Below are 24,511 nucleotides of genomic sequence, written 5' to 3' on the forward strand. Positions count from 1 at the left end.
AAACATTCTCTTTTATTTACAGAAAATCTATTTTTAATTCTAAAAGACAATTCGACATACTAAAATTATAATCCTTCATAATTATTAAAATTTTCTTTTATATTTTTTCATTGTAACATTTCGTCTATAAAAATACCATATCCTTTTTTAGGATTATTTTTAAAAACATGAGTAATACTGCCTATAAGTTTATTATTTTGTATAATCGGTATCCCACTCATACCTTGAATTATTCCACCAGTAAAATCTATTAAGTCTTCGTCTGTAACTTTAATTATCATATCTCTATTTGAAGTCTCATCATCTATTATTTTTTCTATTTTTATATCATAGGTTCTTATATTTCTATTTTCATCTTCAAAAAGTATTACAGCATCTCCTATTTTTATATCTTCTGATGTTCCTAATTCAATTAATTCACTGTCTATTTTTGCCTTACTTAACAAATTACCATGTATTCCAAAATTAGAATTATTATCAAACCGTCCTATAGGATGATTTAATTCAAATTGTCCTTTTATTTTACCTATGCTGTCCGAATTACCCTTTATAATTTCTAAATTATCCGCATTGTACAAATATCCTTCTTTTATTTTCAAAAGTTTATTTGTATCAACATCCGTTATTGCATGACCTATAGCAAAAAATGTGTCAGTATCAGGGTCATAAAGTGTCATAGTTCCAATTCCAGATATTTTATCTCTAACCCATAAACCAAGTTTATATTCTCCATTTTCATATTTTAACTTTATAATTTCTTCTTTATATTTTTCATTTCTTTGAAATCCAACTTTAATTTCTTCCTGCTTAATTTTTTTTAATATTATATATATATCTTCACTACTACTAACTTCTTCATCATTAATTTTAGTTATATTATCACCAACTTGAATACCTCCAATATAGGAGATATTCTCTTCTTCGTATCCAATAACTAAAACTCCATCCGTATCTGCTTTAATACCAACTATATTACCCAATGGATATACAAATTTTTTTTCAATCTTTTCTTTGAAAATACTAACACTTCTTTGATTATTATCATTGATTAATTTATTATACTTAAATGTAAATATTACTAATAAAGTAAATATAAAAATGCTTATAAATTTAATACTTGTTATTTTATTTTTCATTAGTTTTCTCCTATATTTGCTAATACTGTTTTTATAATTCCTTTATTGTAAAATTTTATTCAAATATTAAATAAATTATAACTTGTTTACAAAAAAAATAAGAAAGCTTAAACTTTCTTATTTTTTGGCTAATTCTATTATTTCACTAGCATGTTCTATAGTTTTTTCGGTTATATTACTTCCTGCTATAAGTCTTGCTATCTCGTCTCGTTTTTGATCATAATTTAACTTTCTTATACTTGTAAAAGTTCTATCATTTGCAGTATTTTTTTCAATACAATAGTGAGTATCTGCATTAGCAGCTATTTGTGGTAAATGAGTTATACAAATTATTTGTTTTTTCTTAGATATTTTAGACAATTTTTCTCCAACAATTTGAGCTGCAATCCCACTTATCCCTGTATCGATCTCATCAAATACCAAAGTATCAATTTGATCTATATCTGCAAGTATAGTTTTGAAAGCTAGCATAAATCTAGACATTTCTCCTCCTGATGCAACCTTATATATCGGTTTTATATCTTCACCTAAGTTAAAAGATATCATAAACTCTATATCATCTTTTCCGTCTACAGTAAAGCTACTTTCTTCAAAGTCAACTTTAAATACTACATTCTTCATATTTAGACTTTTTAATTCAACTAATAATACATCCTCCAATTTAGATGCTACAAGTTTTCTAGCTTTAGTTAAATTATCAGCTTTTTCTACAAGAATTTTTTCAATTCTTATTATCTCTCTTTTTAATTCTTCTACTTTTTCATCTCTATTTAATATTTCATCTAGTCTATTTTTTATGTTGTCATGATAATTGAAAATTTCTTCTATGCTATTTCCATATTTTCTCTTAAGATTATTAATTTCATCTATTCTTATTTCAATTTGCTCTAATTCATAAGGTTCAAAGTCTATACTTTCTTTATAGTTCCTTATTTCTCTAGCTATATCTTGAAGTTCATACATTATCCTTTCAACATTTTCATTGTATTCACTTAAAGCTTTATCATATTCAGATATTGCACTTAGCTCTTTAGATGCACTTCCTATTAAATCTACTGCATTTACACTACCTTCATATAAGTTCTGATAACTTATATTTAAGTTACTATAAATTTTTTCACTATTTCTAAACACATCTCTTTGCTTTAACAATTCTTCGTATTCATCTTTACTTAAATTAGCTGATTCAATCTCATTTATTTGAAATTTCAACAAATCTATTTCTCTTTGAATCTGCATATCATCTTTATTTTCAGTTAAAATATTAAGAGCATTTTTCACTTTAGTATATTCATTGTATACATTTTTATATTCATTTTTTAGATCTATTAACTCACCCTCACCAAATAAATCTAAGAATTGTAAGTGAGTTTCTTTATTAAATAAAGCCTGATTTTGATGCTGACCATGAATGTCAATTAAAGTCGATGAAATCTCTCTTAATACGGATAATTTAAGTGTTCTACCATTTACTCTAGCAACACTTTTACCATCATCATAAATAACTCTAGTAATAACTAATAGATTATCATCATCTAGCTCTATATCATATTTTTCTAAAACCTTTTTTAAATGCACGCTTTCAGATGAAAATATAGCTTCAACTATTCCTTTTTCCGTACCTTTTCTTAAAAAAGCTCTATCATATTTTTCACCTAAACATAGACCTAGTGCATCTATTATTATAGATTTTCCTGAACCAGTTTCTCCCGTTAATATATTTAGGTTTTCATCAATTGTTAATCTTAGTTCCTCTACTAAGGCACAATTTTTCATATACAACTCAAGGATCACTTTAAAATCCCCCTTTATTAAGTATAATTTTTATTTATTTAAACTATGAGAAGCTTCTACTACCTCTGTTATTTTTTTTCTATATTCATCTTCATTGAATTCATAATCGTCATTTGAATTACGAAGATATATTAAGTATTCTATATTACCTTCAGGACCTTTTATTGGCGAATAATCTAAGTCTAGTATTGAAAATCCTATTTCTACAGCAAAATGTGATATAGTTTCTATTACTTCTATATGTGTAGATTTCTCCCTAACCACACCTTTTTTACCGACTTTTTCTCTTCCTGCTTCAAATTGAGGTTTTATTAAAGCAACAACATGTCCTCCTGGTCTAACTAACTCTTTAGCCTTTGGTAGAACTAATTTTAAAGATATAAATGATACATCTATAGATGCAAAATCTGCAAATTCTTTAGTATCTTCAATTGTAACATGTCTTATATTTGTTCTTTCCATACAAACAACTCTCTCATCTTGTCTTAGTTTCCAAGCAAGTTGTCCATATCCAACATCTATTGAAAATACTTTTGTAGCTCCATTTTGAAGCATACAATCTGTAAATCCACCAGTTGAAGCTCCTATATCCATACAAACTTTACCATCTAAAGTAAGTCCAAAGTTTTTCATAGCTTTTTCAAGCTTTAAACCTCCTCTACTTACATATGGTATAGGATTACCTTTAACCTCTATTTTGGCATCTTCTTTAACATCTACACCTGCCTTATCACATCTTTGATTATCTACAAAAACAAGACCAGCCATTATGGCTTTTTTTGCTCTTTCTCTACTTTCAAAAAATCCTTGTTCTACTAATAATACGTCTATTCTCTTTTTCATAAAACTACCTTCCAGCCTCTATTTTTTTATTCTTTTTGCTATACATTCAGCAGATAACCCAACTGCATCATATAATTTATCTATATTGCCGTGATCTATAAATTTCTCATCAATTGCTATATTTTCAACTTTTATATCATAGTTATTATCTATAACAAAACTATTTACTCTACTTCCAAAACCACCACTTATTATATTATCTTCTATAGTAACTATATATTTATATTTTTTGCATAAATCATGAAGTAATTTTTCATCCATTGGTTTTAAAAATCTTGCATTGATTATAGCCGGATTTATATTATCTTTTAAAAGCATTTCTTTTGCTTCTAAAGCATGTTTTACCATATTACCTATAGCTAATATAGCTATATCTTGCCCATCTTCTATAACTTCGTATTTTCCGATTTCTATTTTTGAGTACTCGCCCTTATTTAAATAATATGAGTTACCTCTTGGATATCTTATAGCTACAGGTCCATCTATTTCTAAAGATAAGTCCATCATTAACTGTAGCTCTTTAGTATCTTTAGGAGCCATTACAATTATATTAGGAACTATATTCAAATAACTTAAATCAAACATACCATGATGAGTTTCTCCATCATTTCCTACAAGGCCTGCTCTATCTATTAAAAATGTAACATTTTTCTTTGTTATACAAACATCATGCACAAGTTGGTCAAATCCTCTTTGTAAAAATGTTGAGTATACTGCAAAATATGGCTTCATACCTTCTTTTGCTAAACCAGCAGAAAATGTAACTGCATGTTGTTCTGCAATACCAACGTCATAATATCTTTTAGGATATACCTTTTCAAATATATCAAGGCCTGTTCCAGAAGGCATTGCTGCTGTTATTGCTACAACATTCTCATTCTTTGATGCCATATCAACTAGTTTTTCACCGACTGCAGCTGATATAGATTTTAAGTTTGATGGCTGTATTCCTTCTTTGACATCAAATTTAGATACGCCATGATACTTATTTGGTTGTTCTTCAGCGAATTTATACCCTTTACCTTTTTTAGTTATAACATGTAATAAAACAGGACCTTTTTTATTTTTAGCTTTGTTCAATATTTCTATTAATTCTTTAATATTATGTCCATCTATAGGTCCATAGTATTTAATTCCTATTGATTCGAAGAACTCAGATTGTTGAGGAGTAAATTGACTTACTATAGTATCTTTTACCTTACTTGCTGTTTTGTATATCAAATTTCCTGCAGATGTTACATTAAATATTTTTTCTACTTCATCTTTTACCTTATTCATAGTTGAATTTCTTATTATACTCGACATATGCCTAGACATTGCCCCAACATTCTTATCTATAGACATTTCATTATCATTTAAGATTACTATCATATCTGTATTTAAGTAACCTAAACTATTCAATCCTTCTAAAGCCATACCACCAGTTATAGATCCATCACCTATCACTGATATTACATTAAATTTTTCTTTTTTTATATCCCTTGCACAAGCAATACCTAAACCAACGGAAATAGATGTACTACTGTGCCCTGTATCAAATATGTCGTGAGGGCTTTCTACTTCCTTTGGAAATCCACTTAAACCTTCAAATTGTCTTAAAGTATTAAAACTATCCTTTCTTCCTGTAAGAATTTTGTGCACATAAGATTGATGACCTACATCCCATATTATTTTATCAGTTGGACTATCAAATACTTTATGTAGCGCGAGACTTAACTCTACTACGCCTAAATTTGATGCTAAATGTCCACCTGTTTTAGATACTGACTTAACTAGAAATTTTCTTATATCTTTTGAAAGTATATCTAATTCTTCATTAGTCATATTTTTTATATCTTTAGGACAGTTTACTTTATCTAAATATTTATACATTTACCTTCACCTTTTATTTGATTAATTTTTTTATAATTAAAAAAGTCTTCCATAGAAGACCTAAAAAAATATATCGTTTCTATGTAATTATAAAAATGAATATACCTTATTATTGCCTTAGATATATTCATTTTATAACCATTTTATAAAACATTAGAAATTATATCATATAAATGTGCTTTTTTCAATTTTATGCCATTATCAAAGCTACAACTATACCTAATAAAGCACCCATCCATACTTCTACTGGTGTGTGTCCTATCAATTCCTTTAATTTATCTTGTTTTATATGCTTTCCATGATGAACATCATCTACTATTTGATTTAGTATAGCTGCCTGCTTTCCTACCGCTCTTCTTACTCCTGAGGCATCATACATTATAATCACTGCAAATACAAAAACTATAGCAAAGTCAGTTGATTTAAATCCTCGCTCTAAACCAACTAAAGTTGCTAAACTTGTCACGAAGGAACTATGTGAACTCGGCATACCTCCAGATGTAAAGATTCTAGCTAAATCTATACGTTTATCTTTTCCAGTAAATATCTTTATAAATTGAGCTAAAAAACAAGCAAATATACTTATTCCTAAAACCTTGTTGCTAAAAATTTCTGAAAAAAAGTTCATTTTTCCTCCTCTTAATACTCTCTATCTATTATATAATTCGCCAAACCATCTAAGAAACTATGATCCTGTGATAAGTCTTTTATACTATCTTTAGCTTCGTATATTAATTGTTTTGCAATCTCTTTTGATTTTTCTAAACCAAGTAAAGATGGATAAGTAGATTTATTATTTTCTATATCACTACCTACATGCTTACCTAACTTAGCTTCATCTCCAATTATATCTAATATATCATCTACTATTTGAAATGATAACCCAATATTTTTTCCATACTTAGTTATTTTTTCTAATTGTTCTTCATCTGCGTTACCTATTATAGCACCAGCTCTCATACATCCTATTATTATTGCTGCTGTTTTATTTAAGTGTATAAAGTCAAGTTTTTCTTTTGATATAGATTTATCTTCACTTTCTACATCTACTACTTGTCCGCCTATCATTCCATAAATTCCTACACTCTTAGCTATTTCATTTATTGCCTTTAGATACTTTTGTGGATTTTCTTTATTAATAGAATTAGATAACATTACCTCAAAAGCATAATTTAATAGAGCATCCCCTGCTAAAACTGCCATAGCCTCTCCAAATACCTTATGATTAGTAGGTTTACCTCTTCTTAAATCATCGTTATCTAGGGCAGGTAAGTCATCATGTATTAGTGAATATGTATGAATCATTTCTATTGCCACTGCAAAAGGAATTGCATCTTCTTCATTTCCTCCAACTATTTTACATGCTTCTAGTGTTAAAATAGGTCTTAACCTTTTTCCACCAGCTTTTAAACTATAATTCATAGCTTCCATTATAGTAGTTTGGTAACCATCTTCTTTTGGCTTATATTCATCTAATAAACTTTCTATATAATTAGATTTCTCTTTTAGAGATTGCTTAAACTCCACTTTTATTCCTCCCTCATATCTAAATCTTCTTCTATGCCTAATGAGTTAAATTTACTTATTTTTAATTCGGCATTTTCCAATAATTTATTGCAGTGTTTATAAAGGCCTATTCCTTCTTCATATAAACTTAAGGATTCATCTAAACTAGCTCCTTTAGATTCTAGTTTTTCCAAAATTGCTTCTAACTTTTTATAAGCTTGTTCATATGTTAAATCCATATTTATACCTCTTTATTTATTATTTTTTCTACAGTACACTCTATAAATCCATCTTTCAAAACTATTTCTAGATTATCTTTAAACTGTATTTCTTTTGTGCTATTAATTACTTGTCCTTCTTTTTGTACTATGCTATATCCTCTATCTATAGTTGCTAATGGGCTTAAACTATGAATCATAGCGCCCATGTTAGTAAGCCTCTCTTTTTCAAGCTTAATATTATTTTCTACTTCAAAGGCTATTTTATCATATATTTTGTCTAATTGTATAATATTATCTTTTATTATGTATGATTTCAGGTAATTATTTATTCTTTCAAAAACAGAGTTAAGTCTATGTTCATCTATTTTCACTTGATTTATTAATGACTTACTCATTCTATTTTTTATATTATTTAATTTAAACTCCAAATCATTTAGAGATGGTGTTGCTATTTCTGCAGCTGCTGATGGAGTTGGCGCTCTCATATCTGCTACAAAGTCGCAAATTGTAAAGTCAGTTTCATGACCAACTGCCGATATTATAGGTATTTTAGACTTAAATACTTCTCTTGCAACTATTTCTTCATTAAAAGACCAAAGTTCTTCTATAGAACCTCCACCTCTACCTACAATTATTGTATCTACATTTTCTCTATCATTAAAGAATTTAATACCTTCACATATATCACCTGCTGAGTTTAAGCCTTGAACATTTACAGGATACAACATTAAATTAACTTTAGGGTATCTTCTTTTTATTACGTTTATTATGTCTCTTATTACTGCTCCGGTCGGAGATGTCACAACACCTATAGACCTTGGTATTTTCGGTATTGGCTTTTTATATTTTTGATCAAACAATCCTTCTTTACTTAACTGTTCTTTTAGCTTATTAAACTGTATGTATAAATTTCCAACTCCTTCAATCTCAATAGAATTAATATATAACTGGTAAGATCCATCTCTTTCATAAACAGAAATATATCCACTTGCAACTACTTTTACACCATTATCTAACTCTAGACTTCTATCATAATTACTTTTAAAAATAACACAATTTAATTTAGATGTTTCATCTTTTAATGAAAGGTATACATTTCCACTACTATGTACCTTGAAGTTTGATATTTCACCTTTAACTTTTAAATTATATAATATAGGATCATTCACCAAAATTCGTTTTATATAAGAGTTTGCTTCACTTATGTCTAAAGCTCTTAATTTCATATTTACTCTCCTAAATTAAGTTTTTCAAGTCCTATTAATGCACATCCTACTGCATTATCAGTTGAATATTCTGGTTCTGTAAAATATGCAGTTATATTATCTTTGCTTAATTCACTTTTTATTTTTCTTGATATATATTTACTTGCAGAAACTCCACCAGCAAATATAACTTCATTTATATTATTTTCTCTACTTATATACAATACGGACTTTAATATATTTTTACACACTGTATCTAGTAATAATTTACATATATATTCTTTACTATAATCATCTATTATTTTATTTATTTGATTTTCAATCCCAGATAAATTCATATATCCATCTTTTACAGATGTTTTTAGCCCAAACTCTATTTTATCTTGGCACTTTAGAGCATTTTCATCTATATATTTTCCACATGGAAAACTATATCCCATCTTAATCCCTATTCTATCTATAAGTTGTCCAAAACTTATATCTTTAGTTCCACCAACTATACTTATTTCACGTTCTAATCTTTCTTTCTTTACCAAAATAACCTCAGTAGTTCCTCCTGACATATGTACAGATAAAAATCTATCTTTATTTTTTATATTATTAGTTAAAAGACTCGCTTCAATGTGATTCTCCTGATGAGTAGTTTCATAATAATGACAATTGTTTAAACTACTAAATAATTTTGCAAAGTTACTTCCAACTGTAAAGACTGGCATATATGACTCTTTCACCGGTCTTGGTTTAGTTGATACACATACTCCAATAACCTTATTACCTTTTATCATAGAATTTATTTCATTACTTATTTCTCCTAAATTATTAACATGCTGAAAAACAGCCTCACTTTGTCTTAACCCCTTAGTGTTATCTTTAACCTTTAGCATTATCTTTTTATTAAATATTATTTTTTTATCTAAAGATATAGCTGCTATAGAGGTTGTATAGCAGCTAGTGTCAATTCCGATTATTATATTATTTTGATTCAAGTTCACTTATAACACTTCCTAAAATTCCATTTATAAATTTAGGAGATTTATCATCACAGTATATCTTTGCAAGCTCTATGGCTTCATTTACAGAAACTCTTTGTGGTATATCCTCTATGGCAATAATTTCAGCTATTGCTAATTTTAATATAGCTAAGTCTACCTTCGCTATTCTATTTACCGTCCAGTTCCTTGCGTTTGAGTTTATTAAAGTATTTATCTTTTCTTCATTTTTTTCTAATGTTAAACAAATCTTTTTTATGTATTCTCTATCTATAGCTTCATCTATATCTATACTATCTAATGATAGATCTGGGTTATTTGAATGTTGCAATCTTAATTCTTCATATCTATTTAATATATATTCAGCATTATTTTCTACGAACTCATCTACGAATAAATCTAAATTATCTATTTCCTCTTTTGTTATACTATTTTGGTATATTAATTTCATTGCGTACTCTCTACTAGTAACTTTTCTCGATATATTTTCCTTTTTCATCAGTCAAATCCTCCTTCAGTCTTTATTATGCGCGTTTTGCAGTAAAAAACCCTCTGATTTTTCAGAGGGTCTATATTAATTTTTCTTAGATTCTTCTTTCCTAGCTTCTTTTTTTGCAATCTTTGCTTCTTTCTTTGCTTCTTCTAGCTCAGTTTTTTCTTTCTTGAAGCTAATTCCTTGAATATGTATATTTACTTGAGAAACTTTTAATCCTGTCATTGTTTCAACAGTATTTTTTACATTTTCTTGTATCTTTAAAGCTATATCTGGTATAGATATTCCATAATCTATCATAACCATTATATCTAAGTTAACGTCCTCTTCTTCTAATTGTATCTTTACACCATTATTATTCTTTAATAATTTATCTGTAAAAGTTGTTATAGTTTCTACACCTTCAACTTCTAACGCTGCTAAACCTGCTATAGTAGCTATTACATCATTAGATATTTTAACTTGTCCAAAATTATTATTTTCCATGATAAATACTTACCCCCTACTTAAGGAACTATTTTATATTATAATACCAAATACTATGAAACTTTGCAAGAAAATAACCTCAGTTACTTCTGAGGATTATTCGAATTTTAATATATATATCATATATTAACCATATTATTTATATTCTAATCATTATATATTTTTGTACCTATAGTTGTTATTCTTTATAATATATTAGCGTCACTTCTAATCTTGTTGATTATTCATTAATTTAATATTTTCATATTTTACATCAGCTTGTTCTGCTACTAAATCAAATATTTTAGCTGCCTCTTCTTTTTTTAATTCTTCTTCATTTACAACTACATTTACAATTCCATCACTTATATATACTAATGCATCTTCAAATCCTTTTGTGCTTAATAGATTTTCTATTTTTAATTCTGTCTCCTGCTCTTTTACTAATTTCAATTTCATTTCAGATGCTTCTTTTCTTGTTTCATCAGATGTTGAAGGATTATTTATCATTTCATTTAAACTTTGAGCCAAGTCATTTCTTTGCTTTTCTCTAGTCATTTTCATATCTAATATGTATGAAGATTTTTGCATATTTTCTTTTGATGTTAACTGTGCCTCTATTTCTTTACTTGTTTCAGTTACTTTTTCAGTTACCTCGCTTTCATTTTCTGCAATTTCTTCACTAGATTTACTATCAACTATATCGACTTCAGTGCTATTTCCTTCACTATTTTCATCTGTATTTTTACTAAGTTGAGCTTGCTCATAAGCTTTAAACTCTTTAGATACATCTAATGCTGATTTTTTACTTAATTGATAATTTACTACACCTACAACTACTAACATTGCTGATAAAGTTATTACTACAAATCCTCTATTCTTATAATTAAATCTCATTTTTATCCCCCCGGTTATATGTATTTATTTAGAACTCATTATCTGAACTTGATGTCCATCTACTTGTAATGCAGTTTGTACAGCACTATAAAGCAATTCTTTTACTTTAGAATCATTAGCTCCACTTGCAACAACTAAAACTCCTTTAATTTTAGCCTCTGTTGTTTTTAATATTACTGGTGAATTAGAATTACTAGTTATCATTGTTTTATTTTCACTTTCTGTTGTAACCTTTCTTTCTCCACCTTGAGCATCTTTTTCTTCTGTAGTTTCTGTGGTTGAATTACTATTGAATGCTGGTTGAAGCTCTTCACTCGACTCAAAAGTAATCATCACATTAACATCTCCTACACCATTAATTTTACTTAAGATACTTTCTAATTTTTTTTCTAAATCTTTTTGTTCACTACTTGAAATTTCTTCTTCCTGCTGTTGTTCTACTTGAGCTACATTTTCATCTGAAGCCGTATTTTCATCTTCAGGAATACAGGATATTATTATGAGAGCCAGCACACATATAATTCCTAAAGATAGCAGTGAGTATATCTTTTTCTTATCTTTTTCGTTTAAGTTTTTAAACATTTACTCAACCCCTATTAATCAATTTCTATAGTCTCAATTGATACATCAAGTATTTCAACTAAGTCATCTTTTAGTTTTTGTTGATCTAAGCTTGATTCATTTTGCTGCTTTTCATCATTCTTAAACACTGGTTTTGTTTTTTCATTTTCACTAGATTGTATGTCCTCATTCTCTAATTTATTACTATTATTTTTTTCTTTTAGTTTTATGTTGCTAATATCAGATCCTTCAAACTCTATATCTTCTAATTCATATCCATACTCATCTAGCTTTAATTTAAGAACTTGTTTTAATCCTTCTTCATAATTATTTGCCAAACTATTAGTTCCAGATTCACTTGCTAATTTATTACTACTTTCTATATATTCTTTATTATAATCACTCATCATTTTTAATATTTTATCTTCTAAGCTAAAATCACCTGAAAACAAACTAATTATGGGTGTTATTACTATGAATACAAATATAAAATTTACTACTAAATTTATGTATGGCTTTATTTTTGACTTTGGTAAAAGCATATCAACTATACTTACTATAAAAGCGCCTATTAGTATAGTTATAATCCAAGATTTTAAGCTCTCTATCACTTAAGGCACCTCCTAATGAGTTACTACACTAATGGATGTTAAAATCGCTATTGTTACGAAGAACATAATCATTATAGCTATTACACACGCTAGCATTATTACCATTAAATTTGCCACATCATTTAAAAAACTAGACATACTTTCTTCCCCTACTGGTTCTACTACAACTGCTGCAACTTTATATACAATTATTACAGATAAAATTTTTATTATTGGAACTAAGCAGATACCAATTAATATTACTAATCCAATTCCGCCAAATACATTTTTAATAAGCTGAGATGAAGATAGCAAAATGTCAACTGAATCTGATACAAACCCACCTACTACTGGTATGAAGTTTCCTATTGCAAATTTTACTGTTTTTACACTAAACTTATCAAAACTAGTTACATATATACCTTGAATAGATACAAGACCTAAGTAAATAGTGAACATTGCTCCTATAGTAACTATATTTATATTTTTAATAAATGAAGAAAGTTTACTTAGTTTTATGCTTTGTGATAAATTATTTATAACTAGAATTGCAAATACTACTGTGATAGATGTAAACATAAATTCTTTAAATATAATATTTATTAGTGTAACCCCACCTAAAAATATTGGATTAAGAGCTGTGGATGTTATTGGGAATCCCATTAAAGTTAAAAATGTAATTAAGATTGGCATTATAACTTGCATCAGTCCTACTGTACTATTTATAGTTCTATAGCATATTGTTAAAACATCTTTAAAACCAATTAGAGTAAGTGACACCATTGTTATGAAAATTATATATGTTGTTATTTTACTTATATTTCCTGAAGAAAAGGAATTTTCTAGACTTTTTAATATAGATGAAAGTAACGCTAGTACCAAAATTGTCGCTACTACTTTTAAGCTAACTTTCAATTCACTAAATACTGTAGCTTTTATTTTCTCTTTCTCAAATAAATCTAATATGCTCTGCTTACCGCTAATCAGATCTTTTACAAATTGTTTTAAATCTATATCTTTAACCGCAACATCATCTCTTATATACTTTTCAATTTCGTCTACACTAACTTTATCAAGTTGGCTATCTATATAAAGGTCAATACTACTTTTTGCTTCGTCATAACTTTCCTTTGAATCATCTTCTGCAAAGCAGGTTATGGATAAATTAAGTATTGTAAGAGCTGTTAACAAAATACCTAATAATTTTTTTTTCATAAGTAATCATTCTCCTATGGGATTATATTTAATATCATTTCTACAATAGAAAGAAGTATAGGGAATGACATTGTCATTACTATTATTTTCCCTCCAAATTCTAATTTAGAAGCTATATTTTTTTCTCCACAATCATTACAAAGTTGTATAGCAAATTCCATAATATATGCAATCCCTATTAACTTAATTATCAAAGATATGTATATGCTCGGAATATTTGCTTTATTAGCTAAGTCTTGTATTCCCTCTATAATAAAATTTAATTTAAATATGACCGATAATAATATCGTAACCCCAGTTATTATTGCTATAAAATTTGCCATTTCTGGTCTATCTTTTCTTATTATGAGGCAAAGAGTTGTAGCAATTATAGCAACCCCCACTAACTGCATTACATCCAAGATATCGCCTCCTCTTTAGTAAAGCTGAAACATTGTTCTAACTGTATTAAATAAATCACTTATCTCAGTTAATACTATTCCAAGCACTATAATTACCCCAGCTAGAGTTGTAAACGTAGACCAATCTTTTCTATCAGCCTTATCTAAAATCATATTTAAAACTGATATTAATATTCCCACACCTGCAACTTTTAATATTAAAGTTATATCCATTTTCATCCTCCTATACCAAAATTATTCCTATACATATACCTAAAAAAGTTATAAGTTGCTTGTACAAATTCCCTTTTTTGCTTATGTCTTCTTTGCTATCAGTTGTTAATTTTTTTAAATTTTCTACACTTAGACTTATCATCCTTTCTTGAGATGCAATATCACTTTTACCTAATGTAAGTATAAGTGTCTTTAATTCTTCGACTTCCTTATTTTGTAAATAAGTTTCATTTGTTAAAATACATAAATTATCATCTAGAATATCTTCTAATACTTTATAGTCATTATTACTTAAATCATACGCCATTGATTTAAAGAATTTCGATAAGCAGTAATCTTCTTTATTACCTACTCTACTGAAGACCTCTTCTAGAGTGTATAACCCAAATGACAAGTCCATCCTTACTATCTCTAATATTCTTATGAGATCATTTAATGATTTATGCCTTTTTATATAAGACTTGTATATAAAATCTCCAATTAAGTAACTACACCCTATGAGAACTCCAATAATAACTACTTTAATTTGCAAAATACCATCTCTTTTCTTCTAAGTCATATATTTTTTCAACTGTTCCAGGCCCTTTTCTTGCTGACAATATAATAACTTTTTTAAACAGTTCTCTATCCAATAAATGACTTAATTCTTTTCTTCCTTTTATATCATCAATAGAATCTCCATGTACAGTTGTAATTAAGCTTACACCACCATTTAATGCTGTATATAAAGCTTTAACTTCTTTTTCATTGCCTATTTCATCTGTAACGATTACATTTGGCGACATAGATCTTAAAAGCATGATTATACCTATATCTTTAGGGCATGTTTCTATAATATCAGTTCTTATTCCAACATCCATTTGTGGAACTCCTAAATAAGATCCACCTATTTCATTACGTTCATCTATTAAAGCCACCTTCGTCCCCTTGAATCCAAATCTTTTATTTCCATTGCTTAAGTTTCTTACTATATCTCTTAATAAGGTTGTCTTACCACATTGAGGTGGAGAAATAATCAAAGTATTGTTAACTTGATTGTTATCTTTTATTATATGATCTAAAATTTTATCAGAGCATCCTATAATTTCTCTTGAAATTCTTATATTTAAAGATGATATATGCTTTATATTTTTCACTTGTCCATTTTCAACGATTGCTTTTCCTACTATTCCAACTCTATGCCCACCCCTTAAAGTTATAAATCCTTTTGTTATATCATCCATAAAAGTATGAATAGAATACTTACATATAATTTGAAATGTTTGTTCAATGTCTTCTCTAGTTACAATATATGGTTTGTCCATTTTTATTCCTAAATCATTATCTTTTTCGTTATAAAAATAATCTTTGTTATTAGCATTTAATATTAGTGGTTTTTGAGCTCTAAGCCTTATTTCTTCAATATTTAGATTACTTTTAGGTAGTTTTTTTATTTTTTCTCTTAAGTTTAACGAAAGAGAGTTTATAATTTCATCAGATATATTTTTCATATCTTGTCCTCCTTTCTAGTTTATATATTTATATTTATTAGCTATGCAAATTATTACTAAAAAAACTGATTTTGATTTTTAATAAAAATTCAATTTATAAAATTTTACACATAAAAAAGAGTTACCTTTTTAGGTAACTCTACACTTTAACTTTACTTGCTATCTTCATTTTTACTTTCTTCTTTTTCTTTAGAAGCTTGAACAAACGCTTCTATATCTTTTAATACATTCCCTTTAGCAAACTTTATACCTTGGTTAATCGCATTCTTTATTGCCTTACCATTTGAACTACCATGAGCTTTTATAACTCCTCCATTTACACCTAAAAGAGGCGCTCCTCCATACTCTGAATAATCCATAAATGATTTTAATTCTTTTAAGTCATCCTTTAATAACATTGCTCCAATTTTACCTTTAGTACTAGCTAAGAATGTTTCTTTCAAAAGTTTCATAACAGACATTGCTACACCTTCTGTAGACTTTAATAATATATTTCCTGTAAATCCATCACATACTATTACGTCTGTTTTTGCATTTATCACATCTCTTGCTTCTAAGTTTCCTATAAAGTTTATATTCATTTTTTTAAGTTCTTCATAAGACTGTTTTACTAACTCATTTCCCTTGCCTTCTTCTGAACCTATATTAGCTAAAGAAATTCTAGGACTTTCTATCCCTAAAACTTTTTTAGAATAAATATTAGTCATTGCTGCAAACTCAACTAAGTTTCTAACTTTACAATCAGCATTTGCTCCACCATCTGCAATTAAAGTCATACCTCTTTTAACATTTGGTATAGCTGGGCATAAACATGGTCTATCTATACCTTTAATTCTACCTACTACAAATAGTCCTCCTGCAAGTAAAGCACCTGTACTTCCTGCTGAAACTATAGCATCAGCTTTTCCTTCTTTTACAAGTCTTAGTGCAACTACCATTGAAGAATCTTTTTTACTTCTAATTGCTTTTACTGGTTTATCTTCATTTTCTATTACCTCTGTTGTATGTACTATTTCTAATTTGCTTCTATCAAAGTCATAGTTGGCAAATTCCTTTTCTAAGACTTCTTTATCACCAGTTATTATAATATCTATATTATATTCTTTAATTGCGCTTACAACGCCTTCTACGTTGGATTTAGGTGCATTATCTCCGCCCATTCCATCTATTACAATTTTCATAATAAACCTTCCTTTCTATATTTAAATTATTTTATAAAATATTTATTTAACTCTATTCTTAAATTATTTTAGATATATATTAGAATACCCTCTAATAATAAGTTTTAAATTATTAGTTTGTAAAAAAAAAAACATGTAGAGTACTCTACATGTTTTTTAGAAGTCATTACTTAGAAACAACTTCTTTACCTTTATAATATCCGCAATCTGGACACACTCTATGTGGTAATTTTGGCTCATGACATTGTGGACAACTTACAAATCCAGTTGCTGTCATTTGTGAGTTAGCCGCTCTTCTCATTTTAGTTTTTGATTTAGACGTCTTACGCTTTGGTACTGCCATTTACGCCACCTCCTTAGTCATTTTTAAACAAATCTTTTAATTTAGCAAAACGGGGATCTATAATCTCCTCGTCGTTCGCAATTTCATCACAAGAGCATTCTTCTCTATTTAAGTTAGCTCCACATCCTTGGCAAAGACCCTCACAGTCTTCATCACAAAGAACCTGTGCTGTTAAATTAAAGTCTATAGTTTGCTCTATAATATCAAGAAGATTAACTTCCTGTCCATCATATATGAAAGCATCATCATCCTCAAAACTATCTTCATCAAAATCCTCTTTTACTAAGAATCCTTGTATATCGTAGTTAACAGGTACTTCCACTTCATCTAAGCATCTTGAACAATTTTCAAGAAGTGTAAAATCAACATTAACATCAATATATAAACCTTTGTTAGTGTTTGATATCTTACCATCTACATTAATAGGTGAAGTTAGCTTATATATGCCATCACAGTAATTAATAGTATCAATTTTTTGAGAAAAATTCAAGTCTATTTTATCAGTTTCTCTTCTATTTAATTTATCTAGACTAATAATCATGTTTTCACCTCAATAATATTGCCAAATTAATTATACAAATCTCATCATTGTTTGTCAAGTATTTTTACTTGATAGATAAATTTGTAAATAATGTGAGCATAAGTTAAGGTAGGTGATTAACCTACCTTGACTTTATTATATCCAATTAAAGTATTTTTAATTATTTAACTAAAGCTACAGTATCTCTAGCTATCATTAATTCTTCGTTAGTTGGTATTAATAATATCTTAACTGCAGAATCTTCAGTAGATATTACAGTTTCTTTTCCTCTAACTTTGTTAGCTTCTTTATCTAACTTCATTCCTAAGAATTCCATGTTAGTAGCTATAGCTTCTCTCATATCTATTCCGTTTTCACCTACACCAGCAGTGAATACAACAGCATCAACACCGTTCATTTCAGCAGCGTAAGATCCTATATATTTCTTAACTCTTTGAGCATAAGCATCTAATGCAACTTGAGCTTTTTCGTCACCCTTAGCAGCAGCATCTTCTATATCTCTGAAGTCACTTGATATACCAGTCATACCGTATACTCCAGATTGCTTGTTCATTACGTTATCTATTCCATCTGCATCTAAGTTTTCTTTTCTCATTAAGAATGGTATTATAGCTGGATCTATATCTCCACATCTAGTTCCCATTATTAATCCTTCTAATGGAGTGAATCCCATAGAAGTATCTACACATTTACCACCATCAACAGCAGCTATAGAAGCTCCATTTCCTAAGTGGCAAGTTATTATCTTAACATCTTCTATGTTCTTTCCTAACATAGCAGCAGCTCTTTGAGATACATACTTGTGAGAAGTTCCGTGGAATCCGTATCTTCTTACACCGTATTTAGTGTATAACTCATGAGGTAAACCATATAAGTAAGATTTTTTAGGCATTGTTTGATGGAAAGCAGTATCAAATACAGCTACCATTGGTACCCCTGGAAGTATAGCTTTACAAGCATCTATTCCCATTATGTTTGCTGGGTTGTGAAGTGGAGCTAAATCTATACATTCTTTTATAGTATTTTCAACTTCTTCAGTTATTACTACAGATGAAGCAAACTTTTCACCACCGTGTACAACTCTGTGTCCAACAGCTTCTATTTCGCTCATTTCTTTTACTCCACCGTAAGTTGGATCAAGAACAGCATCTAATACTAATTTTATAGCATCTTCATGGTTTTTCATTGGTTGTTCAACTATGTACTTACCTTCTACACCGTCTTTTTCTTGCTTAAGTATAGAACCTTCTATACCTATTCTTTCAACTAAACCTACACATAATACAGCTTCATTTGACATATCTATTAATTGATACTTTAATGAAGAACTACCACAGTTTAATACTAATACTTTCATTAGTATACCTCCTTAAATTTTATCAATACTATTTAACAGGTCTATTACTAAACCTTATATTTAACTGCTTTGTACGACTTCTAAGAGAAATCTTGTATACATTAAACATTTATCATAATTAATATATCACTTTTTACTTAAAAAGTACATAGCATTTACAGAATATTTTAAATCCATATACAAAAAACTTGTCTTATATATTATTTTTATCTTTTTGTTGCAATATTATTATATAAATATTAACAATTTACATATATAATACATATATAAAATAATCAAAATCTATATAAATATCTATATATTTCTATTTATACTATCAATTACCTTTATTTTTATACAAAGTAATACTAATAATTAAATTATATAGCTTTTGATTTTTAACTTACTTTTATGATTAACAAAAGGAGAAATTTTATGAATATACTTGGATTAGTTGTTGAATATAATCCATTCCATAATGGGCATTTATATCATTTATTAAAGTCTAAAGAAATAACCAATGCTACACATACAGTTGCTATTATGAGTGGTAACTTCCTTCAAAGAGGAGAACCTGCTTTATTTGATAAACACATAAGAGCTTGTGCAGCTGTTAAAAATGGTGTAGATTTAGTTATTGAATTACCTACATTATTTGCTTGCCAAAGTGCAGAAATTTTTTCTCATGGAGCTATAGCTACTTTAAATTCTTTAAATTGTATAAATTCAATTTGCTTTGGTAGCGAAATTGGTGATATTGATATTCTTTATACAATTTCCAAAATATTAGTCAATGAACCAGATGAATTTAAAGTTTCTTTAAAAAAATATCTAAACGAAGGATTACTTTTTCCTACAGCTAGAAGCAACGCTTTATTTGATTATATTAATAACAATAATTTACTTAATATATCTAAAGATGACCTTTTAAGTATTTTAAACTCATCTAATAATATTTTAGGCATAGAATATGTAAAAAGTCTACTAAAATTAAAAAGTAATATTGTTCCTTTTACAATTACTAGGATAAATTCAGAGTATAACTCTGAAAAAATAGATAATTCTATTTGTTCTGCCACTGCTATAAGAAAAGCCTTAAAAAATGGAAATGAAATTTCATTTGCTTCAAATGTGGTTCCAGAACCTACTTATAATATTTTAAAAGAGAAAATTAATAATAATTTTAATCCTATTTTTGATGAAATGTTTTTTGATACTTTATCTTCGATTATTCTTAGAGATAATAATCATTTAGATAGATATTTCGATGTTAATGAAGGGATAGAAAATAAAATTTATCAAAGTATTTTCACTTCTAAATCATTAGAAGAGCTTCATTCATCTATAAAGTCAAAAAGGTACACTTTGACTAAAATAAAACGTACACTTAATAATATTTTACTTGGTATAACTAAAGAAGATATGAATTTAGTAAAAAATATGGATTACATTCCTTATATAAGGGTTTTAGCTTTTAATAACAAAGGTCGTGAAATACTAAAATCCATAAAAAACTCTTCTGAAGTTAATATTATAAATAAGTTTTCTAAGGTTGAATTTTCTATGAATGATAATAAACTTAAGACTTTAATTGATTATGATGTAAAAGCAAGTAATATATACAATATGGTATATTATAAAAATAATAGACATCTATTAAAAGGACCTATGGATTTTTATATATCACCAACTTATATAAAATAAAATTTATTTTTATTATCCTAAAAAATACATAAAAAGCTACCTACAAATATCTTTTTATTTTGAAGGTAGCTTTTATTTTTTTAGTAAATTTTACCTGGATTTAATAAGTTTTTAGGATCAAATGCAGATTTTATATTTTTAATTATATTCATATATATCTCACTTTGAGATTCATGTAAATATCCTTTCTTAGCATACCCTATACCATGCTCACCAGATACTTGACCTCTTAATACTCTAGCTTTTCCGTACATATGGTCAAAAGTTTCTTTTAATTTTAAATTCCACTGCTCTTCGTTCATATCATCCTTTAATACATATACATGTAGATTTCCATCACCTGCATGACCAAAGCTTTTTATTCTAACATTTAATTCATTTTGTAAGTCATGAGTATATTTGATAAATTCTGCTACTTTATCTCTAGGAACTACAACATCACATTCATCCATTTCTGTAGTAGATGCCTTTATAGCTTCAAGGAACGCTCCTCTTGCAGACCATATTGATTCATTTCTCTCTTGTGTATCTGATATAAATACATCATACGCACCATTTTCTAAGCAAAGATTAGCAACATTTTCATATTCTTTTTCTATATCTTCTTTTGTATTTCCATCAAATGTAAGCAATAGATAAGCATCAGATGTATTATCTGGGAATTTTTTACCTAAAAAATCTTCTGCTGCAAGTATTACATCTCTTTCCATAAACTCTATAGCTGTTGGTATTGATTTTGATTTTATTATCTTTGGCACAGTATTTATTGCCATTTCTAAATCTGGGAATGGTATTAGTAAGCTTATTGCTTTTTTAGGTAGTGGAAGTAATTTTAATGTTGCTTTAGTAACTATACCTAAAGTACCTTCTGAACCTACTATTAAATCTTTTATTGAATATCCAGAACTATTTTTAACTACTTTACCACCTACATTTATTACTTCTCCATTTGGAAGTACAACTTCAAGCCCTCTTACATAATCTCTTGTAACACCATATTTAACAGCTCTCATTCCACCTGCATTAGTATTTATATTTCCTGCTATTGTTGCACTTTTTTCACCTGGGTCTGGTGGATAAAATAAATCTCTTTCCTCAACATATTGACTTATTGTCATAAGAAGTACACCCGGCTCAACTGTTAGCGTTAAGTTTTCTTCATCTAATTCTAATATCTTATCCATTTTACTTAAGTTAATCATTATTCCACCATGTATAGCAACGGATGCTCCAACAAGTCCTGTTCCTTGTCCTCTTGGAGTTACAGGTATGTTATTTTCATAAGCATACTTCATTATTTTAGAAACTTGTTCTGTGCTGCGTGCATTTATAAGGACTTCAGGATATTCTTCAACACCACCTAATTCATCATGAGAAAAATCTTCACTTATTTCATCTCCAACTATTACGTCATCTTTATCACATACACTAAGTAAAAAATCTATATCATTTTTATCAATAGTCTTATACATACAAATCCCCCCTTACTCTTCTTCAGCCGCTACAGCTATTTGTAAACTTTTTTCATCTATTTTTTCTATTAACTTAGGAATTATCTCATAAATATCACCTATTAAAGCCATATGTGCTACATCAAATATAGGAGCTTTTTCATCTTGGTTTATAGCTATTATATAATCAGATCCACTCATACCTGCTACAAACTGAACAGCACCTGAAACACCACATGTTATTATTAACTTAGGTTTTACAGTTCTACCACTAAGCCCTATTTGCTTTCTTGGATCTAACCATCCAGCTTCTACCATTGGTCTTGTTCCACCTACTTGAGCACCTAACTTATCAGCTAATTTATAAATCATTTCCATATCTTCTTGTTTCTTTATAGCTCTACTTGCTACTACTATAATTTCTGCATCTTCAAGACCTACTTCTTTAGTTTTAGATTTTATATCTAAAACTTCTATATTAGATGATAATTTTTCTTTATCTAAATTACATAAAGTTATTTTCCCTGTTGGTACTTCTATTTTTTCTGGTGCTGAAAATATTTTATATCTAACTGTTGCAAATTGAGGTCTATTATTAGGAGTGTGTATATGTGCCATTATATTCCCACCAAAAGCTGGTCTTATTTGATCTAAGTCAGTATTTTCTTGTATATCAAGTATTGTACAGTCTGCTGTAAGACCTGTTTTAAATCTAGCAGCAAGTCTTGGAGCTAATGATCTACCTAATGTAGTTCCTCCAACTAACATTATTGTTGGTTTTACACTATTTATATAATCTTCTACAGCTGCAGTATACGGCTCTATTCTAAACTCTTTAAATTCTTCATTATCATAAACAAATACTTCATCTACTCCATATGCTAATAAGTTATCACATTTATCTTTTATGTTATGACCTACAAACACACAGTATACTGGATGATTTATTTTTGCTGCCATTTCACGAGCCTTACCTATAAGTTCGTATGTTACTGGATGTATTTCGCCTTCATGATGATCAACATATACTGTTATACCTTTCCATTCATCTTTATTTATACTTGCTTTCTTCTCTTCTATAAATTCAAATGCACCTTTAGGACCATTCTTTACGCACATTTTACACATTTTACAACCTGCGCCAATTTCTATTTTACCGTTATTATCTTCTATTGCTCCAAAAGGACAAATCTCTAACACACTTTTTATATCTTCAATCTTTTCCATATTTACAACTATTTTTGCCACTTTTAATCCCCCCTTAAATTAATTTTAAATCTCTTAATTTATTTGCTAGAGCCTCACTTAACTCTTCAGCACTTCCTCTTAATATATCTTTATCTGTATTTGGAGTTGGAGGGAATATTTTTAAAACTTGAGTAGGAGACCCATTTAATCCATAATTCATTTCATCTTTATCTTCAAAATCATTTAAAGTATACATTGGTATTTCTCTATCTTTAGTTTGTACTTTTAATTTAAATGAAGGTAGTCTAGGTTGGAATATATCTTTTTCTACTGTCATTAGGCATGGGTATTTTATTTCACATACCTCCAATGTATTTGGCATGTCAACTTCTACTACTATGCTTTCATCTTTTATTTCTATTATTTTAGTTACGTTTGTTACATGAGGTATATTTAAAAATTCTGCTACCTCAGGACCTACTTGAGCTGTATCTCCATCTGTAGTTTGCTTACCACAAATTATAATATCTGGATTGCCCATTTTTTTGATTCCTTGAGATATTGTGTAAGATGTAGCTAGTACATCCGCTCCTGCAAACCTTCTATCACTTATTATTGCTCCCTCATCAGCACCCATCATAAAACTTTCTTCTATAACTTGCTTAGCTTGAGGTGGCCCCATTGTTATTACCTTTAATGTAGCATTTTTTTCTTTTTTTATTCTAAGTGCAGTTTCAAGTGCAAATAAATCATATGGATTCATTTTTGAATCTACACCATCTCTTTTTAGTACTCCTGTAGCCTCATCTACTTCTACCTCGGTTGTACCTGGAACTTGTTTTATACATGTTAAAATTTCCATTACTATTCCTCCAA

The 24,511-nt window shown here is 28.3% G+C and carries 27 protein-coding genes; 1 reads left to right on the forward strand and 26 read right to left on the reverse strand.

Translation table 11 applies throughout. From position 1 onward, the window contains the following. Positions 1-107: 107 nt before the first annotated feature. The 23 genes from HF520_RS09530 to HF520_RS09640 form a co-directional block, all read right to left on the reverse strand. Positions 108-1,136 (reverse strand): SpoIVB peptidase S55 domain-containing protein, encoded by a 1,029-nt coding sequence (locus HF520_RS09530; protein WP_168573803.1) that lies wholly within the window; start codon positions 1,134-1,136, stop codon positions 108-110. Positions 1,137-1,253: 117 nt separating this feature from the next. Further along, the gene (gene recN / locus HF520_RS09535; protein WP_207711060.1) at positions 1,254-2,912 is read right to left on the reverse strand and encodes a DNA repair protein RecN; all 1,659 of its coding nucleotides are present in this window, start codon (positions 2,910-2,912) and stop codon (positions 1,254-1,256) included. 48 nt (positions 2,913-2,960) lie between these two features. Beyond that, a complete protein-coding gene (locus HF520_RS09540) occupies positions 2,961-3,773 on the reverse strand; it encodes a TlyA family RNA methyltransferase (protein ID WP_168573805.1) in 813 nt (270 codons plus the stop codon). 18 nt (positions 3,774-3,791) lie between these two features. After that, the gene (gene dxs / locus HF520_RS09545; protein ID WP_168573806.1) at positions 3,792-5,645 is read right to left on the reverse strand and encodes a 1-deoxy-D-xylulose-5-phosphate synthase; all 1,854 of its coding nucleotides are present in this window, start codon (positions 5,643-5,645) and stop codon (positions 3,792-3,794) included. A gap of 190 nt (positions 5,646-5,835) precedes the next feature. Beyond that, positions 5,836-6,273 (reverse strand): divergent PAP2 family protein, encoded by a 438-nt coding sequence (locus tag HF520_RS09550; protein WP_168573807.1) that lies wholly within the window; start codon positions 6,271-6,273, stop codon positions 5,836-5,838. 11 nt (positions 6,274-6,284) lie between these two features. Further along, on the reverse strand, positions 6,285-7,172 hold the full coding sequence (locus tag HF520_RS09555; RefSeq protein ID WP_168573808.1) for a polyprenyl synthetase family protein: 888 nt from the start codon (positions 7,170-7,172) through the stop codon (positions 6,285-6,287). Between the two features lie 2 nt (positions 7,173-7,174). Further along, positions 7,175-7,390, reverse strand: coding sequence for an exodeoxyribonuclease VII small subunit (xseB, locus tag HF520_RS09560; RefSeq protein ID WP_168573809.1), 216 nt, complete (start codon positions 7,388-7,390; stop codon positions 7,175-7,177). Positions 7,391-7,392: 2 nt separating this feature from the next. After that, positions 7,393-8,598 (reverse strand): exodeoxyribonuclease VII large subunit, encoded by a 1,206-nt coding sequence (gene xseA, locus HF520_RS09565; RefSeq protein WP_168573810.1) that lies wholly within the window; start codon positions 8,596-8,598, stop codon positions 7,393-7,395. A 2-nt stretch (positions 8,599-8,600) separates the two neighbouring features. Then, positions 8,601-9,569: a Kae1-like domain-containing protein gene (locus HF520_RS09570; RefSeq protein ID WP_168573811.1), complete on the reverse strand. Its 969-nt coding sequence runs from the start codon at positions 9,567-9,569 to the stop codon at positions 8,601-8,603. Continuing rightward, positions 9,550-10,065: a transcription antitermination factor NusB gene (gene nusB / locus HF520_RS09575; protein ID WP_168573812.1), complete on the reverse strand. Its 516-nt coding sequence runs from the start codon at positions 10,063-10,065 to the stop codon at positions 9,550-9,552. Before nusB ends, HF520_RS09570 begins: the two co-directional genes overlap by 20 nt. A gap of 75 nt (positions 10,066-10,140) precedes the next feature. Further along, positions 10,141-10,545 carry an Asp23/Gls24 family envelope stress response protein gene (locus tag HF520_RS09580; RefSeq protein WP_168573813.1) on the reverse strand — a complete coding sequence of 135 codons (405 nt, stop codon included), beginning with the start codon at positions 10,543-10,545 and terminating at the stop codon, positions 10,141-10,143. 207 nt (positions 10,546-10,752) lie between these two features. Further along, entirely contained in the window at positions 10,753-11,421 is a 669-nt protein-coding gene (locus tag HF520_RS09585; protein WP_168573814.1) for a SpoIIIAH-like family protein, read from the reverse strand. Between the two features lie 24 nt (positions 11,422-11,445). After that, a complete protein-coding gene (locus tag HF520_RS09590) occupies positions 11,446-12,003 on the reverse strand; it encodes a stage III sporulation protein AG (protein ID WP_168573815.1) in 558 nt (185 codons plus the stop codon). Positions 12,004-12,017: 14 nt separating this feature from the next. Further along, entirely contained in the window at positions 12,018-12,593 is a 576-nt protein-coding gene (gene spoIIIAF, locus HF520_RS09595; protein WP_168573816.1) for a stage III sporulation protein AF, read from the reverse strand. Between the two features lie 12 nt (positions 12,594-12,605). Next, positions 12,606-13,787 (reverse strand): stage III sporulation protein AE, encoded by a 1,182-nt coding sequence (gene spoIIIAE / locus HF520_RS09600; RefSeq protein ID WP_168573817.1) that lies wholly within the window; start codon positions 13,785-13,787, stop codon positions 12,606-12,608. 14 nt (positions 13,788-13,801) lie between these two features. Further along, entirely contained in the window at positions 13,802-14,179 is a 378-nt protein-coding gene (gene spoIIIAD, locus HF520_RS09605; protein ID WP_243155235.1) for a stage III sporulation protein AD, read from the reverse strand. A 24-nt stretch (positions 14,180-14,203) separates the two neighbouring features. Next, on the reverse strand, positions 14,204-14,401 hold the full coding sequence (gene spoIIIAC, locus HF520_RS09610) for a stage III sporulation protein AC (protein ID WP_168573819.1): 198 nt from the start codon (positions 14,399-14,401) through the stop codon (positions 14,204-14,206). A 10-nt stretch (positions 14,402-14,411) separates the two neighbouring features. Continuing rightward, positions 14,412-14,933: a stage III sporulation protein AB gene (locus HF520_RS09615; RefSeq protein ID WP_168573820.1), complete on the reverse strand. Its 522-nt coding sequence runs from the start codon at positions 14,931-14,933 to the stop codon at positions 14,412-14,414. Then, positions 14,923-15,891, reverse strand: a complete 969-nt coding sequence (gene spoIIIAA, locus HF520_RS09620) for a stage III sporulation protein AA (protein ID WP_168573821.1) — start codon at positions 15,889-15,891, stop codon at positions 14,923-14,925. The genes HF520_RS09615 and spoIIIAA overlap by 11 nt, the downstream gene beginning before the upstream one ends. Positions 15,892-16,043: 152 nt before the next feature. Beyond that, positions 16,044-17,072 carry a phosphate acyltransferase PlsX gene (plsX, locus tag HF520_RS09625; RefSeq protein ID WP_168573822.1) on the reverse strand — a complete coding sequence of 343 codons (1,029 nt, stop codon included), beginning with the start codon at positions 17,070-17,072 and terminating at the stop codon, positions 16,044-16,046. Positions 17,073-17,238: 166 nt separating this feature from the next. Continuing rightward, complete coding sequence (rpmF, locus tag HF520_RS09630; protein ID WP_122638306.1) at positions 17,239-17,415, reverse strand: 50S ribosomal protein L32; 177 nt, start codon at positions 17,413-17,415, stop codon at positions 17,239-17,241. Between the two features lie 13 nt (positions 17,416-17,428). Beyond that, complete coding sequence (locus HF520_RS09635; RefSeq protein WP_168573823.1) at positions 17,429-17,956, reverse strand: YceD family protein; 528 nt, start codon at positions 17,954-17,956, stop codon at positions 17,429-17,431. Positions 17,957-18,116: 160 nt separating this feature from the next. Then, positions 18,117-19,313: an acetate kinase gene (locus HF520_RS09640; RefSeq protein ID WP_168573824.1), complete on the reverse strand. Its 1,197-nt coding sequence runs from the start codon at positions 19,311-19,313 to the stop codon at positions 18,117-18,119. Positions 19,314-19,727: 414 nt separating this feature from the next. On the opposite strand from HF520_RS09640, the gene HF520_RS09645 reads away from it, so the two are divergent. Further along, the gene (locus HF520_RS09645; protein ID WP_168573825.1) at positions 19,728-20,996 is read left to right on the forward strand and encodes a nucleotidyltransferase; all 1,269 of its coding nucleotides are present in this window, start codon (positions 19,728-19,730) and stop codon (positions 20,994-20,996) included. Positions 20,997-21,076: 80 nt separating this feature from the next. On the opposite strand, the gene HF520_RS09650 is transcribed toward HF520_RS09645, so the two are convergent. Genes HF520_RS09650 through HF520_RS09660 form a run of 3 tightly spaced genes read right to left on the reverse strand, consistent with a single transcriptional unit; the run spans position 21,077 to position 24,497 of the window. Beyond that, entirely contained in the window at positions 21,077-22,468 is a 1,392-nt protein-coding gene (locus tag HF520_RS09650; protein ID WP_168573826.1) for an FAD-binding oxidoreductase, read from the reverse strand. Between the two features lie 12 nt (positions 22,469-22,480). Next, on the reverse strand, positions 22,481-23,695 hold the full coding sequence (locus HF520_RS09655; protein WP_168573827.1) for an FAD-binding protein: 1,215 nt from the start codon (positions 23,693-23,695) through the stop codon (positions 22,481-22,483). Between the two features lie 13 nt (positions 23,696-23,708). Next, positions 23,709-24,497 carry an electron transfer flavoprotein subunit beta/FixA family protein gene (locus tag HF520_RS09660; RefSeq protein ID WP_168573828.1) on the reverse strand — a complete coding sequence of 263 codons (789 nt, stop codon included), beginning with the start codon at positions 24,495-24,497 and terminating at the stop codon, positions 23,709-23,711. Positions 24,498-24,511 lie beyond the last annotated feature (14 nt).

Source organism: Romboutsia sp. CE17, assembly GCF_012317385.1.
Taxonomy (GTDB): Bacteria; Bacillota; Clostridia; order Peptostreptococcales; family Peptostreptococcaceae; genus Romboutsia_E.

What these genes read in the sequence shown, in the direction of transcription:
- spoIIIAC (WP_168573819.1), bottom strand. Translation starts at nt 14,401, where the DNA reads ATGGATATAACTTTAATATTAAAAGTTGCAGGTGTGGGAATATTAATA.
- HF520_RS09640 (WP_168573824.1), bottom strand. Translation starts at nt 19,313, where the DNA reads ATGAAAGTATTAGTATTAAACTGTGGTAGTTCTTCATTAAAGTATCAA.
- plsX (WP_168573822.1), bottom strand. Translation starts at nt 17,072, where the DNA reads ATGAAAATTGTAATAGATGGAATGGGCGGAGATAATGCACCTAAATCC.
- spoIIIAE (WP_168573817.1), bottom strand. Translation starts at nt 13,787, where the DNA reads ATGAAAAAAAAATTATTAGGTATTTTGTTAACAGCTCTTACAATACTT.
- HF520_RS09635 (WP_168573823.1), bottom strand. Translation starts at nt 17,956, where the DNA reads ATGATTATTAGTCTAGATAAATTAAATAGAAGAGAAACTGATAAAATA.
- HF520_RS09585 (WP_168573814.1), bottom strand. Translation starts at nt 11,421, where the DNA reads ATGAGATTTAATTATAAGAATAGAGGATTTGTAGTAATAACTTTATCA.
- HF520_RS09540 (WP_168573805.1), bottom strand. Translation starts at nt 3,773, where the DNA reads ATGAAAAAGAGAATAGACGTATTATTAGTAGAACAAGGATTTTTTGAA.
- HF520_RS09530 (WP_168573803.1), bottom strand. Translation starts at nt 1,136, where the DNA reads ATGAAAAATAAAATAACAAGTATTAAATTTATAAGCATTTTTATATTT.
- spoIIIAA (WP_168573821.1), bottom strand. Translation starts at nt 15,891, where the DNA reads ATGAAAAATATATCTGATGAAATTATAAACTCTCTTTCGTTAAACTTA.
- recN (WP_207711060.1), bottom strand. Translation starts at nt 2,912, where the DNA reads ATGAAAAATTGTGCCTTAGTAGAGGAACTAAGATTAACAATTGATGAA.
- HF520_RS09660 (WP_168573828.1), bottom strand. Translation starts at nt 24,497, where the DNA reads ATGGAAATTTTAACATGTATAAAACAAGTTCCAGGTACAACCGAGGTA.
- HF520_RS09650 (WP_168573826.1), bottom strand. Translation starts at nt 22,468, where the DNA reads ATGTATAAGACTATTGATAAAAATGATATAGATTTTTTACTTAGTGTA.
- nusB (WP_168573812.1), bottom strand. Translation starts at nt 10,065, where the DNA reads ATGAAAAAGGAAAATATATCGAGAAAAGTTACTAGTAGAGAGTACGCA.
- HF520_RS09550 (WP_168573807.1), bottom strand. Translation starts at nt 6,273, where the DNA reads ATGAACTTTTTTTCAGAAATTTTTAGCAACAAGGTTTTAGGAATAAGT.
- xseA (WP_168573810.1), bottom strand. Translation starts at nt 8,598, where the DNA reads ATGAAATTAAGAGCTTTAGACATAAGTGAAGCAAACTCTTATATAAAA.
- xseB (WP_168573809.1), bottom strand. Translation starts at nt 7,390, where the DNA reads ATGGATTTAACATATGAACAAGCTTATAAAAAGTTAGAAGCAATTTTG.
- spoIIIAD (WP_243155235.1), bottom strand. Translation starts at nt 14,179, where the DNA reads ATGCAGTTAGTGGGGGTTGCTATAATTGCTACAACTCTTTGCCTCATA.
- rpmF (WP_122638306.1), bottom strand. Translation starts at nt 17,415, where the DNA reads ATGGCAGTACCAAAGCGTAAGACGTCTAAATCAAAAACTAAAATGAGA.
- dxs (WP_168573806.1), bottom strand. Translation starts at nt 5,645, where the DNA reads ATGTATAAATATTTAGATAAAGTAAACTGTCCTAAAGATATAAAAAAT.
- HF520_RS09580 (WP_168573813.1), bottom strand. Translation starts at nt 10,545, where the DNA reads ATGGAAAATAATAATTTTGGACAAGTTAAAATATCTAATGATGTAATA.
- HF520_RS09590 (WP_168573815.1), bottom strand. Translation starts at nt 12,003, where the DNA reads ATGTTTAAAAACTTAAACGAAAAAGATAAGAAAAAGATATACTCACTG.
- HF520_RS09645 (WP_168573825.1), top strand. Translation starts at nt 19,728, where the DNA reads ATGAATATACTTGGATTAGTTGTTGAATATAATCCATTCCATAATGGG.